The 15563-nt window shown below is 50.8% G+C and carries 1 protein-coding gene (cut by a window edge); it reads right to left on the bottom strand.

Features of this window, described 5'->3' with window-relative positions:
* Positions 1-15563: the start of a non-ribosomal peptide synthase/polyketide synthase gene (locus tag NSQ68_RS12545; protein WP_342428995.1), read on the bottom strand. Its footprint begins 26746 nt before the window's first position; 15563 of the gene's 42309 nt are visible here — the first part of the coding sequence; the start codon lies at positions 15561-15563; its stop codon lies off the left edge, out of view.

The following is a 15563-nucleotide window of genomic DNA, read 5'->3' as shown; positions in this document are numbered from 1 at the left end:
ATCGCATAGATGCCTACGATCATGTCTAGGGAACGGTGAACCAGTATGCCTACCGGCTGATCCGGCTCAACACCTTCCGCACGCAAGGTGCGTGCGAGACGGTTGGCTCGCTCGTTCAGCTCCGCGTAGGTCAACGACTCCGCTCCGCACAACACCGCCACTTGCTCCGGTGTATTCGCTGCCTGCTGCTCAAACAGACTGCTTAGCGTTTGATCCTGCGGATAGGCTGCCGCCGTATCTCCCCAAACCTGAACGATCTGTGCCTGTTCTTGCGGGGTCACCAATTCCAGCTCGCTCACACGGATATTCGGGTTGTCTACGATTTGTCCGATGACGTGGTCGATATGACCATAGATACGCTCCATTGCAGACCGGTTATACACCAGCGCATTGTACTCAAGTAGGATAGAGATATCCTCGTCAGGCACGACAATCAGGTTAAAATCGTAGTTGGTTTGCTCTGTAAGTTCCACATGGGCAATAGAGAAGCCTGTATGTGCGTCTGCTTCGCCGGAACCGCCCATCTGCTTCATCTGCTGCCCGATGGGATAGTTTTCAAAGACCATAATGTGATTGATCAGGTCTTGTTTTTGTTCAGTCCGTGCCTGAATGTCGTAGAGCGGGAACGTGTCATAGACACTGGAGGCCAGCGCCTGTTCCTGCGTACGCTGCAATACGTCAGCAAATGTAGCATCCGGTGCACTGTATATGCGTACTGGGATCGTGTTGATAAACAAACCGATCATGCTCTCCACACCTGGAATTTCTGCCGGACGACCGGATACCACACTACCAAACACGACATCCTGATGATTATTGTATTGCTGTAAAATAACGCCCCACACGCTTTGCAGCAATGTGTTAATCGTGACATGTTGTTGCTTGGCCATTTGGTTTAATGCGGCACTCCGTTCTTTACCCAACATAAATGGCAGCTTTTCCAAAACATAGCCGGAATTCGAACTTCCGCCGCGTCTGTCGGTATCTTCATCCAGAGCTTGCGTATTCTCACCAGGCAACAAGGTTTGCTGCTCAAAACCTGCCAAATAGTCACTCCAATAACGGGTCGCTTCCTGTGCATCTTGATGTTCCAACCACTCGATATAGTCACTATACGGCTTGACAGGTGCGAGCTCTGGCTGCTTGCTCTCCAGCAAGGCAACATAGGTACCAAACACTTCGTCCGTCATCAGGGACAGACACCAGCCGTCCATCACAATATGATGGAAGCTCCATACAAAACGGTATGAGTGATCACCCGTGCGGAAGACAGCTACGCGCATGAGCGCATCCTTGCTTAAATCAAAGCCACGAGTTTTGTCCTGAGTCACAAATTCAGCTACAGCGTGTTCACGCCCTCTGACATCCTCATAACGGAAACTCGGACTTTTATGGCGATAGACGATTTGTAAGGGTTGACCATACCAGCCGCTGTAGAAATTCGTTCGTAATATAGCATGGCGGCTCACCAGCAGCTTCAAGCTTTCCTCGAATAGGGAAGGCTCCAAGTGGCCCTCCAGATCAAAGGTTGCCTGCTCAAAATACACGCCTGTTTCAGCATTCATCAGACTGTGGAACAGCATCCCCTTTTGCATGGGGGTCAATGGGTACACATTTTCCAATTCCCCAACCGTCTGGGTCTGCTCCTTAATCGTATCGAATTGCTCGAGGGTCAGACCTTTAAACAGCACATCGCTTGGAGTCAATTCGGTCCGCTCCCGTGTCACACAATGCTCGATCACTTCAAGCAGATTGGATTTCAACAGGCTGGCTAACATTTGGACTGTATCCTTACGGAAGGCTTTGCCGTTATACCGAATGTCGAGTTCCAGGATGCCGTCCGTGACGATCCCGCTCACATCGAGCGCATATTTCATCTTCGTCCGGTCACTAACGACCGATCCCATCGAGTAAGGAGACATCCGAATATCGCTGTTTGGCAAGTCTTGATCCAACTGTCCGAGATAGTTAAAGCTCACTTGCGGCTCGGCAAAAGCTTGATGTTGACCAAGGTGCAGTGCCTCTGTTTGCTGACCAACAGCTTGGCCGGATTCACTCAAATATCTCCACATACCGTAGCCTATTCCTTTATTCGGAATATGACGCAGACTCTCTTTGACCTGTTTGATGCGTCCCGACAAAGCGTGACCACGGCCGATGTCCAGCCATACCGGATATGGACTCGTAAACCAGCCTACCGTACGAGAAATGTCCGCATCCGGCAAAATATTCTCCCGTCCGTGTCCCTCTAAATGAATCAGGCTGCGTTCATTCCCCGTCCACGTGTACAGCGTCATGCCTAGTGCAGTCAGCAGCAAATCGTTCACTTCCGTGTTATACGCGCGGTGTGCTTGCTTCAATAGTTTTTCTGTCTCTTCTTCCGTAAGCTGGAAGACCACGGTATCCGTGTCAGCCCAGGTAAACGGTTCGGTCTGTGCTTGATCCTCAGGCAAACGTACCTGGTCAGCCAAAGCGGCTGCGTTTAGTTGCTCCCAGTAGGCGTATTCACTTTCCATGGCTGCGCTATTCGCATAGGTGGAAAGTTTTTGTGACCAGGAACGGAATGATTCCGTTTTGTCCGGTAACTGGAGCGCCTCTTTACGGGTGGCTTGTTCATAGGCTACAGCCAAATCCTCTAACAAAATGCGCCACGATATCTCATCCACCACCAAATGGTGGATTGTTATGAACAAATGATCCCCATCTGCACAGTGGAACAAGCAGGCCTCCAACAACGGCCCTTCATGAAGTTGAATACTACTGTGAATTTCACTGGCTTTCGCCTCCATGGCTGCGCTGAGCTCGGCTTCATCCGTCAAGTTCGTAAAGTCCACCACATCCAGATGATATAGCTCACCTTCCTGTACTCCGCGGTTCCAGGCTTCATAGCCTTGCTCGGTCTTGCTGAACACCATCCGCAGTGCATCATGGTGCGCTGTGAGTTTGTCAAGTGCCTGACGCAGAGCGGACTCATCAAAACCCTGCTCCCGGTGCAGCATCACCGCCTGATTAAAGTGATGTGCGTCTACTTGCTCCTGGGCAAAGAACCAATACTGGATTGGAGACAAAGTTGTTTCCCCGCTCACTTCTCCCTGATCTACCCTACGACTTACCTCGTGCATATGCGGTGCCAGTGTTGCGACGGTTGGGTAGCGGAACAAATCTTTCATGTCCAGCTTGTAGCCTGCCTGGAACGCACGCGATACGATTTGAATCGCCTTGATCGAATCGCCGCCCAGGTCAAAGAAATGGTCCAAAATCCCGACAGTTGGCACGCCCAGGATGGACTGCCAGATCGCTACGAGTGCTCGTTCGGCTACCGTACGTGGCGCTGCATAATCTGCACCGCTGTGCAGACTGCCTTCCGGTGCTGGCAGGGACTTGCGGTCGATTTTACCATTTGGTGTCAGCGGCATCTGCTCCAACCAGATGAAATACGACGGCACCATATAGCTTGGCAGCTTTTGTCCCAGCTTCTGTCTCAGCTCACTAGCTCCAAGCTCTTGACTTGCGACGTAATACGCTACTAACAGTGTTTGACCCGTTTCGTCCGTACGAGCCATGATGACTGCTTCTTGTACGGACCCCACCTGCAGAAGCTGCGATTCGATCTCGCCCAGTTCGATCCGGTAGCCCCGGATTTTCACCTGGTGATCCATCCGCCCCAAATATTCAATGTTGCCATCCGGCATCCATCTCGCCAAATCGCCTGTACGATACATCCGCTCATAATCTGCCTTGCCACCAGCAAACGGATTAATCACAAATTTCTCGGCCGTCAGTTCTTCACGTTTCCAGTACCCGCGGGCCAATCCTTCCCCTGCAATACATAACTCACCCGGTACACCCACTGGCTGCAATTCCCCATTCGCATTCATGATATATATTTGCGTATTCGCGATGGGACGTCCAATGTTAATTTGTTGAGCATGGGTCAGTTCCTGTACGGCCGACCACACCGTCGTTTCTGTAGGTCCGTACATGTTATAAATACGGGGACCGTTTATTTCTTGCAGTGCTGTGAGCAGCTTGGACGGAAGGGCTTCGCCCCCGACCATAATGGCCTTCACGTCTTGCAGCGAGCGGGAACCTGCTTCATGCCCCAGCAGCATCTGCAACCGGGATGGGGTCATTTGCAACATCTCAATATGATGATGAGCAATCAATTCACCCAGCGCCTGAGGATTGACCTGATGCTGTCTGTCGCCAAGCACAACCGTCATCCCACCCAACAACGGCAAAATGGTTTCCAAGACAAAAATATCGAATGAAATGGTCGTCAGTGACAACATGGTTTGGCTCGCTTCAAAGTCAATGACTTCGCGCATCCCGGTAATAAAGTTGAGGACCGAGCGATGCTGGAGCATAACTCCTTTTGGATTTCCAGTCGAACCAGACGTATAGATGACGTATGCCAAATGCTCTGGACGGGCAATCGTCTCCAGGTTGCTGCTTTCTCCCTGATACAATGCTGCATCCTCAAGAAACAGGGTATTGGCATGGCAATGGTGCTCTTCTGCCAAATCACGACGGGTCAGAAGCACTGTGGCCTCGCTATCTTCCAGCATGTATGCAATACGAGAGGACGGAAATTCGGGATCGATCGGTACATAAGCACCACCTGCTTTTAGCACGGCCAGCAGACCTACGATCATTTCCACGGAACGCTGTACCATCAGACCGACCAGCTTGTCTGGTCCTACTCCCTGGGCTTGAAGGATGCGTGCCAATGAATTGGCCCGTTCATTCAGCTCCCGATAAGTCAGACGCTGATGTCCAAACACCAATGCTACCTGATCCGGCGTACACTCCACCTGATCCTCGAACAGCTGATGGATCGTCTGATGGGACGGAAATGCACAAGCGGTGTCATTAAAGGCCGCTGTAATCTGTTGTTTTTCTGCTGCTGTGAGTAGTTCCAGCTCTTCCACCCGAACATGCGGGTTGAGCGAAATTTGCTCCAGCAAACGTGCAAAATGTCCATACAAACGCTCAATACCTGCTTGATCAAAGCTGAGCGTGTTATACATAAAACGAATCTTGATGCCTTCACCTGGCATCACGACGACGTTCAGATCGTAGTTGGTTTCCTCTGTAGACACCACGTTCGAAATCGTAAATTTATCCTGTCCATCACTGCCCAACTGCTCTACCTGCTTCTCCACCGGATAATTCTCAAATATCATAATATGATTGATTAAATCCTGCTTCTGTTCGGTCAGTGCTTGAATTTCATACAGCGGGAACGCATCGTAGGCATTGGAAGCCAGCGCCTGCCGCTGTGTTCGTCTCATCAGCTCGACAAAACTTTCACCTGGTTCAGACTGCACACGCACTGGAATTGTATTGATAAATAGCCCGATCATGTGCTCCACGCCTGGAATATCGCCGGGACGACCGGACACAACGCTGCCGAACACGATATCCGTACTGTTGTTATATTTCTGCAACAGAACGCCCCATACGGTTTGAATCAGCGTATTGATCGTGACCTGATTTTGTTTTGCCACCCGTTCGATCTGGGCAACCAACTCTGGCTGGAATTCGCAATCCAGATCTTCAGCGACATATTCCCCGGTGTGCATCGATTTCGGCTGTACTTTTTGCTGCGGAAGCGTAATTTGCTGCTCATAGTCCGCCAGATACCCACGCCAGTATTGCAAGGCTGCCTCACGGTCCTGACGTTCCAGCCATTCAATAAATCGACTGAACGGCGTGACAGGCTCCAGCGCTGGCTCATGACCCGCACGCAGTGCCAGATAGCTGCCGAATACCTCCTGTGTCATAAAGGACAAGCACCAGCCATCCATCAAAATGTGATGGAAGCTCCAAATAAAGTGATACGTTTCATCCCCGGTTTGCAAAATGGAGACACGAATGAGTGCATCCTCTGCAAGATTGAATCCTTTCGCTTTATCCTCGATAACAAAAGCCTCCACCCGAGCTTCTCGTTCCTCTTTTTCTAGTCCGCGCAAGTCTTCATAATATAATTGCCCGCTGCGGTTGCGGAAAACGACCTGTACAGGCTCATCTTTCCATGAACTGATAAAGTTCGTCCGCAAGGCCTCATGACGCTGTACGAGCAGATCAAAGCTTTTGCTGAAAGTAACCACATCAAACCGTCCGTTCAATTCAAAGGTGGCCTGTTCAAAATAAGCCGCCGAACTCTCATCCATTAGACTGAAGAAAAGCATGCCCTTTTGCATCGGCGTCAAGGCATACACATTTTCCAGTTCGCCCATATCTTGTGTATCTTTCACCAATTGCTCCAGCTCGTCCAGCGTTACATGTTTTAACAGGACATCACTTGGGGTCAACACTGTTCTTTCCTGCGCAACACAATGATGAATGACTTCACGCAAGCCGGATGCCAGTAGCTCTCCAAGCCGTTCAATCGTTTCATGACGGAACTGCGTTGTGCCGTAGCGGATCGTGAACATCAACTCGCCATCCTCGATTAATCCGTTGATATCCAGTGCAAAATCCATAGTCGCGTTCGTGCTAACAGGCACACCAATAGAATAGGTGGAAGGCTGTAGATCATTGCCTTTATAATCCTGATCGAATTGGCCCAGGTAGTTAAAACTGATCTCAGGCTGAGCCTGTAACTGTGCGCCTGCTTTCCCCAGCACATTCATATCGGACAGGTAGCGTAAAATGCCATAGCCGATGCCTTTTTGCGGAATATGACGCAGCCCTTCCTTGATCCGTTTGATCAAACGAGCGGTATTTCCGCCCTGTCCCAAACTTCCATCCAGTACAACCGGAAACTGGCTCGTAAACCAGCCGACCGTGCGCGTAATATCCACATCCGGTACAATGGCTTCCCGTCCATGGCCCTCCAGGTTGACCAAGATCCGCTCGGAACCAGACCAGTCATATACCGCTTTTCCGAGCGCAGCCAGCAACAGGTCATTCATTTCCGTGTTGTATGCGCGATGAGCTTGTTTGAGCAGCTGCTCGGTTTCCTGCTTCGTCCAGCGGACCGTAACGACCTCACTGTCTCCGAGCCGTGCATTGTCATTCGCAAAATCCTTCGGCAAAGGCTTCGCGAGGCTGGCTTCTGCTTGTTCGATATGCTGCCAGTAGATAAACTCCCGCTCCATCGTCGCCTGATTGGCATAGGCTGACAGCTGGTTGGCCCATAGCTGGAAGGAATCTGTTTTATGCGGCAGTCGAATAGCTGTGCCTGTTTGACCTGCAACAGCCTGCTCATAACCGGATGCCAAATCCTCCAGCAAAATACGCCACGATACACCGTCCACGACCAAATGATGAATGACAATCAGTAAATGGTCCCCTTGGGCGCATTGGAACAGACCCAGCTTCACGAGCGGACCTTCGCTGAGATCAATGCTGCCTTGAATTTCAGTAGCCTTAGCTTCGACAGCGGCAGATTCGTCTTCCACTTCGCTGAAATCTACAATGTCCAGCGTGTATAGCTCGCCTTCCTCTACGCTGCAGTTCCAAGCGGCATAGCCTTGCTCTGTCTCCCGGAATACCGTGCGCAATGCATCATGATGCTGGACCAAACGTTCCATCGTACGGCGTAGCGCGTTGACGTCAAAGCGCCCAGCTCGGTACAGCATCATCGCCTGATTGCTGTGGTGCAGATCAGCAGGCTGCTGCTCGAAGAACCACCGCTGAATAGGTGTCAGTTCCACCTGGCCTACGACCTCTTCCTGACTGGCCATCTTGCCATCTGTACGAAGCAACGGACTGAGTGACGCTACCGTCGGATTGCTGAACAGGTCTTTCATGTCCAGTCGATAGCCTGCTTGCAGCAATCGGGACGATACTTGCAACGCTTTGATCGAATCGCCGCCCAGTTCAAAGAAGTTATCCTGCGTGCCTACCGTTTCGACACCCAACACCCCGGCCCATACTGAAGCTAAAGCCTGTTCTACCGTAGTGCGCGGAGCCACATAAGCTGCGCCGGTATGGATGCTGCCTTCCGGTTCCGGCAAAGCCTTCCGGTCGATTTTGCCGTTGCTGGTCAGCGGGATCGCCTCCAGCCGCATCAGACGCGCAGGCACCATGTGCGCTGGCAGCCCGGCTTCCAGCTCGGCCTGTACCTCCTCGATCTGCAGCACGGCTTCTCCCGTGATGTATCCGCACAAATACTTATGTCCTCGCTCGTCCGTCCGGTCGATGACTACCGCTTGACGCACACCCGGCACTCGCTGGATTGCCGTTTCAATCTCGCCCAGCTCAATCCGGTATCCCCGGATTTTGACCTGGTAGTCCATCCGGCCGATAAAGTCTACATTGCCGTCTGGCATCCAGCGTGCCAAATCGCCGGTGCGATACAGTCGTTCACCCGATACGTACGGGTTCGCTACGAATTTCTCGGCTGTCAGGTCCGCACGGTTCAGGTAGCCTCGTGCCACGCCAGCACCGCCAATGCACAGTTCACCCAGTACGCCGATCGGCACCGGATTCAGCTGGCTGTCCACGATGTAAAAGCGTGCGTTCAGCCACGCCTGACCAATCGGCACACTGCCGCTATTTGGCAGCTTCGACAGTTCTTCGTCGTAGAAGCTGGAGTCGATCGCCGCTTCCGTGACGCCGTAGCTGTTTATAATGCGAACATACGCGCCAAACCGTTCTTGCAGCACCCGATAATCCGTCACGCTGCAGCTGTCCGAGCTGGTGATCAGCAATTCCAGACTGCTCATGTCCAGTCCCTGTTCATGCACATGCTGCATAAACGGTACGATCAAGGCCGGGGTCGATTCGAACACCGTAATCTGATACTCACGAATCCAGCCATACAAACGGCTTGGATCAATCCGATCATCTTTTGGACAGATGACCATCGTGCCACCGTTATAAAGCGCCCGTGCGATATCCCCGACGAACACGTCGAAGGAGAAGCTGGCCAGTTGCAGCAGTCGGACCGGAAACTGGTTCAAACGGTAACCCCGACGATACGCCGCAGCCGTATTCACCAAGCTGCGATGCTCGATCATGACGCCCTTCGGTCGTCCCGTTGTACCGGACGTGTAGATCACATATGCCAAGTCCTGCGGCTCGTTGATAAGTTCAACATCCGTGGCATCCCCGGTGTACAGCGACTCATCGTCCAGTGCCAGTACGGTATGCAGACGCAAGTACGCTGCGGATTCGGACGCTGATTCGCTGTCAGACTCCGAATCTGATTTCAATCTCCAACCTTCATTAAGGCTGCCTCTTTCCATCGTTTCAGCACCAGCTACTGTCTCCAACTCGCCCTCAGTCTGCCCTCCGACCAAGACCTGTCGGCTTTCCTCCAGCCAACCCTGTGCACGCTCCTGCAAGCCGATTTGCGTCAGCAGCACTGTCGCACCGCTGTCCTCGAGCATAAAGCGGATACGTTCTGAAGGATAATCTGCATCCAGTGGCACGTATGCACCGCCGGCCTTCCACACCGCCAGTACGCCGATCAGCATGTCGACCGAACGCTCACTTAAAATACCGACAATGGATTCACGCCCAATACCTTCATTTCTCAGTCTGCGAGCCAATTGGTTCGCACGCTCGTTCAGCTCACGGTATGTCAGTTGTTGCTCTTCGTACACCACTGCCACATGGTCCGGTACAAGCTGTGCCTGCTGTTCCACATAGACGTGGAACAGCAGGGCTGCTTCCTTCGCATCACTTAACGCAGATACACCAACGGAACCAAAGCCGTCGATGATCTTCACTTTTTCCTCAGCAGTCACTAGCTCCAGCTCATCTACCAGCGCATCTGGTCTGTTAATCGCTTCTTCAATCATATGCAGCAAATGCTCGCGGATTTGCTCTACAGCTGTACGTTCCAACACCTTCGCGTTGTACTCCAAATGGACATGAATTTCATCACCCGGCACAACGGTAATGTTGAAATCATAGTTCGTTTGCTCCAACACGGAAGCATTTGCAATCGTAAAGCCATTCGTCCCACGGCTACCCATCTGCTCCATGCGCTGCTCCGTTGGGTAGTTTTCAAATACCATAATATGGTTCACCAGGTCCTGTTTCTGCTCGGTCAGGGCCTGAATTTCATATAACGGATAGGTTTCATAAGCACGGGAAGCCAGTGTCTGCTCCTGCATCTGCTTCATTAGCGCAGCAAACGTCATCTCTTTCTCACTGTGAATCCGTACAGGTACGGTATTAATGAACAAACCAATCATTTTGTCAATGCCCGGAATATCCGCTGATCTGCCGGATACGACACTGCCAAATACCACATCACGGCTGTTGTTATACCGTTGCAACACAACGCCCCACGCTGCTTGCAGGAGTGTATTGACCGTCACTTGCTTTTGCTTAACCAGCTTGTTCATCCGTTCCGTTACTTCGCGGCCTAGTGTAAACGAAAGCTTGTCCGCTTCATATTCTTTAGCGTGACCGTCCAGCTGTTTTGCCTGCGGCAATACCGTCTGCTGCTCAAAGCCAGCAAAGTAATCACGCCAGAATTGTTCAGCCTCCGCTTTGTCCTGCCGATCCAGCCATTCAATATATTCGCTGTATGGCGTTACCGGGGCAAGCTCCGGCTTGCGGTCTTCGAGGATGGCAAAATACGTGTTGAAGGCTTCCCCGACAACCAGGAACAAGCACCAACCGTCCATCAAAATATGATGGAAGCTCCACACAAAACGGTACGACTCCTCGCCTGTACGCAAAACAGACACCCGCATCAGCTCGCCGGAGCTGAAATTAAAGCCTTTGGCTTTATCACGTTCAGCAAAATCGGCAATGTACGCGTTCAGGGCCTCTTGCTCCAATGAACGTATATCTTCAAAACGGAATCCAGCCGCTTTATGACCGTACACTACCTGTAAAGGCTGCTCATTCCAGCCGCTATAAAAATTCGTTCTGAATATTTGATGGCGATCTACCAGTTGATTTAAACTTTCGGCAAAAGCCTCCACTTGAAAGCTGCCTTGCAGATCAAATGTCGCCTGCTCAAAGTACGCCCCGGATTGCGGCTCCATTAAGCCGTGAAACAGGATACCTTTTTGCATGGGTGTTAACGAGTAAATGTTTTCCAGTTCTCCCGCAGCAGCCGTCTGCTCTACAATATGATCCAGCTCTCCAGCCGTCAGTCCTTGGAAAGACAAGTCGCTTGGCGTCAGCTCCGGTAACTCTTTTGCCACACAGTGAGCCAATACCTCACGCAAGCTCTCCTGAAGCAGATCAGCCAGCTTTTTAATTGACTTTTTCATGAACATTTTGTTGCTGTAGCTGATCGTCAGTTCCAGTGCACCGTCCGTGATCATGCCGTTAATATCCAGAGCATACCGCTTGGTCAACGTATCACTCATGGAAGCTCCGGTAGAATAAGGAGACATGCGGAACGCATTATTCTTTAAATCCTGATCGAATTGTCCGAGATAGTTAAAACTGATTTCCGGCTCGGCAACAAAAGCTGCTTCTCCTTCCCCGCCAGCAAGATATCTTAAAATCCCGTATCCAATCCCTTTATGCGGTAAACGGCGAAGTCCTTCCTTGACGTTCTTGACACGCCCTCCCACATTCCGGTCCTCATCCATATCCAGTACAACTGGGAATTGGCTGGTAAACCAACCGACCGTTCGCGTAATATCCATATCCGGCAAAATAGCTTCCCGTCCGTGACCCTCCAGATTTACAAGCACCTGACGGATGCCTGCCCACTCCTGGATTGCGGTGCCCAAAGCTGTCAGCAGCAGGTCGTTTGCTTCCGTATTGTAGGCACGATGAGCTTGTTTCAAGAATTGCTCCGTTTCTTCTACCGTCCACGCTACGGTCAGTGTCCGATCATCGCGAAGCTGTGGCTTGGCCTGAGATTTACGAGTGTAATCTTTAGGCAAGGATGCCTGACTCTTCCCTACTTGCTCAATCTGCTCCCAATACGCACGCTCCTTCTCCAACGCTCCACTGCTCGCATAAGCTGATAGCTGATCTGCCCACAGACGGAAGGAATCCGTTTTATTGGGTAAACGGACAGACTCTCCTCGTAAAGCCTGCTCATAACCAGACGCCAAATCCTCCAGCAAAATACGCCAGGACACGCCATCGACCACCAAATGGTGGATCGCTACCAACAAATGGTCTCCATCGGTGCAACGGAACAGACCCAGCTTCACCAAAGGGCCTTCATCTAGACGGATACTGCTTTGAATTTCGTTGGCTTTGTTCTCCAGCAAATGAGCAAAGTCAGACTCATTTGTAAAATCAACCACTTCAAGGCTGTACAGTTCTCCTTCTTGCACGCCACGGTTCCATGCTTCATAACCACCGTCTGCATTTTGGCGGAATACGATGCGCAAAGCATCATGATGCTCCACGATGCTTGGCATTGCCTGACGAAGCGCCGTTTCGTCCAGTCGATCCTCACGATGCAGCATCAGAGCCTGGTTATAGTGTTCAGGATTGGATGGCTGCTGTTCAATGAACCAGTGTTGAATCGGTGTCAATGTCACGTTGCCACTGACTTCTCCTTGATCGGACACGCGGGTCACCCGCTGCACCCGTCTATTCAGCTCAGCAATCGTTGGATACTGGAACAGCTCCCTCATTTCCAGCTTGTAACCATTTTGCAGCAATCTTGAAGACACCTGAATGGCCTTAATCGAGTCTCCGCCCAAATGGAAAAAGTTATCCAGCACACCAATCTGTTCGATACCCAGTACAGATTGCCATACCGATACCAATGTCCGCTCTACCTCATTACGGGCTGCTACATAATCCTCGCCGGAATCCACGCTTCCTTCCGGCTGCGGCAACGCCCGCCGATCCACTTTGCCATTCGTTGTCAACGGCAATTGTTCCATCTGTACAAAATACGACGGCACCATGTAACCCGGCAATTCCTGGCTCAAGGCACTTCGCAGCTCACTTGCCGTGATATCCGTAAGGGTGACCACATATGCACAGAGCTGCTTTTGTCCCTGATCATCTTCACGTGCAATGACGACGGCTTCTTGCACCACTTCCAGTTTCAACAGCTGCGCTTCTACCTCGCCCAGTTCAATCCGGTAACCCCGGATTTTCACTTGTGCGTCGATCCGTCCTTTGTATTCCAACGTCCCGTCCTCATTCCAGCGCACCAAATCGCCTGTGCGGTAGCAGCGCTCTCCGCTACGGAACGGACTGTCTATGAACTTTTCAGCCGTCAGCTCAGGACGGTTCAGATAACCACGTGCCACCCCGTCGCCGCCGACGATCAGTTCACCCCATGCTCCGACCGGCTGCAGGTTAAATGACGAATCCACAACATACGCCGTCGAATTGCGGATGGGGCGTCCGATCGGTACAGAAACCAGCTGTTCTTCCGTAATGTGATACGTCGTCGAAAAGGTTGTATTTTCCGTTGGCCCATAGCCGTTAATGATGTTCATGTCCGGGTTATCACGCAGGACCCGGTTAATATGGGGTGCAGACAAAACATCACCACCAACCAGCAAATACTTCACATCGCCGAAAAGTTTACTATCCTGCTGTGAAAGTTGATTAAATAGCGGTGTGGTCAGCCACATCATGGTGACATGATGATCCCGTATCGTCTCTTTAAGTTTGGCCGCGTCCAAAAGATCATCCTTATGCACAAGAACAAGCTGACCGCCGTTCAGCAGCGCGCCCCAAATTTCAAACGTAGATACATCAAATACAAAGGCGCAAGTCTGCAGCATTCGGGTCGATTCATCAAATGGCACATAATCCGTATTGCGGACAAGGCGAACGACACTATGATGCTCAACAACGACACCCTTAGGCTTACCTGTTGAACCTGAGGTATAAATGACATAAGCAGCATGATTACCCGCTCCATCTATACCCAGATTGGAAGCATCTGCACTGTAGGACGTATCCTCATTCAAATTGACAATCTGTCCGTCAAAATAGCAACGATCCAGCAAATCTTGTTGAGCCAGCAACAGCTTGGCTCCCGAGTCCTCCAGCATATAACGGATACGGTCCTCCGGATATTGAGGGTCTACCGGCACATACGCGCCACCAGCCTTCAAAATAGCGAGTGTTCCCGTAATCATATCCAGCGAGCGCTCCGTCAAAATGCCGACAGGTTCATCGGGTTTCACCCCTGCGTCACGCAGTGTATGCGCTAATCGGTTGGCTGTCTCATTGAGCTCACGATAGGTCAATGATTGTTGACCCAAAGCTACGGCAATATGATCCGGCGTACGCTCTGCCTGCTCCTCAAACAGCTCATGAATGCCTGCTTCGTATGGATACTCCACTGCTGTAGCATTGAATACTTCGACGATTTGCACCCGTTCTTCCTCACTGATCAGCGACAATTCCTGTATCTGCTTGTGTGGACCCTGCACCATATGTTCGGCCACACTCAAAAATTGTCGAATAATTCGAGCAATTTCCTGCTCGCTAAACAGCTTGGTTCGATAATCCAGTTGCAATACAAGTTTATCGTTATCTAGCATCTCTATCATGGCAATATCGAAGTCGTTCACCGTATCTCCGCAGAAATCGGTATCCACCTGCTGAACAGCTTCATCAAAACGAGAGAAGCTCAGCGTACGGTACTGAATGGTAACGCCAAACAGGCGGCCAATATCCGTGCCGCTTTGCTGTTCACGCAAATCCTGTATGATTTTGTTGTACGGATAACGCTGATGCCGCAAAATGGACGCCTGCTCCTTACCAACACTCTGCAGGAAGGTAAGCAGCTCGGACTCCGGCTCAACTTGCAAACGTGTAGCCACAGTGCTGACGAACATGCCCATTGTATTTTTTTCCTTCTTCAACGTACGGTTAGCATACAATGTGCCCACGGTTAAATCCTGTTCCCCTGTTATTTTATGCAAATAAATATACAGAGTAGCCAAGAAAAATGTAAAAATACTGATGTTATTCTCCTCGCAAAAAGCCGTGACACCACGATATAGTTCATGCTCCAGTGTATAGTTCTCACGGCGTGCAGCCGTACTCACGTTGAGCGGATTGTATGATTTTAAACCTGTAACCACCGGCAAATCAGCAAATTTCTCCGTCCAGTACGTCTTGTCCTTTTGATAGCGTTCTGATTGCTCATAGCTTTGCTCCACCTGAATAAAATCGAGATATGAATTCGCTGGAGCCGGCGCATCTGAACCTGTACCATGCACAATATTCATATAATGCCCCGTAATTTCATTAATGGCATGCTCCATGGTTACACCGTCCGAAATAATATGGTGCATCTTAAAGCTAAACCAGGTGTCTTCTGCACCCAACTGCAAAATAACAAACCGATACAACTGCGAATCCAACAAGGGGAACGGCTGTGCGTTATGATGGCTGACCCATAGCTCTGCTTCTTCCGGAGTAAGCTGAAGCGTTTCTATGCTTTGAGCAGCAAACGGCTCCACATATTGATAGGGGATGCCTTCCCGATCCGTGATTTTGATACGAAAAGAATCATTCTGTGCAATCACCCGGTTCATTGCCTGCTGCAATGCATCTATTCGAACCGTTCCCTTGATTTTAACAGTGGTAATAATCGTGGACGTGTTCCGATTAGGATTCAGAAGCTCCGTATACCAAATCCGTTGCTGCGGCTGGCTTAATGCAAACAATTGAACATTGTGCTGAGTCAT

This window comes from Paenibacillus sp. FSL L8-0158 (genome assembly GCF_038592965.1).
In the GTDB taxonomy this organism is placed as follows: domain Bacteria; phylum Bacillota; class Bacilli; order Paenibacillales; family Paenibacillaceae; genus Paenibacillus; species Paenibacillus polymyxa_D.
The sequence above is the reverse complement of the archived record's forward strand: the minus strand, read 5'-3'. Positions and strand labels throughout refer to the sequence as shown.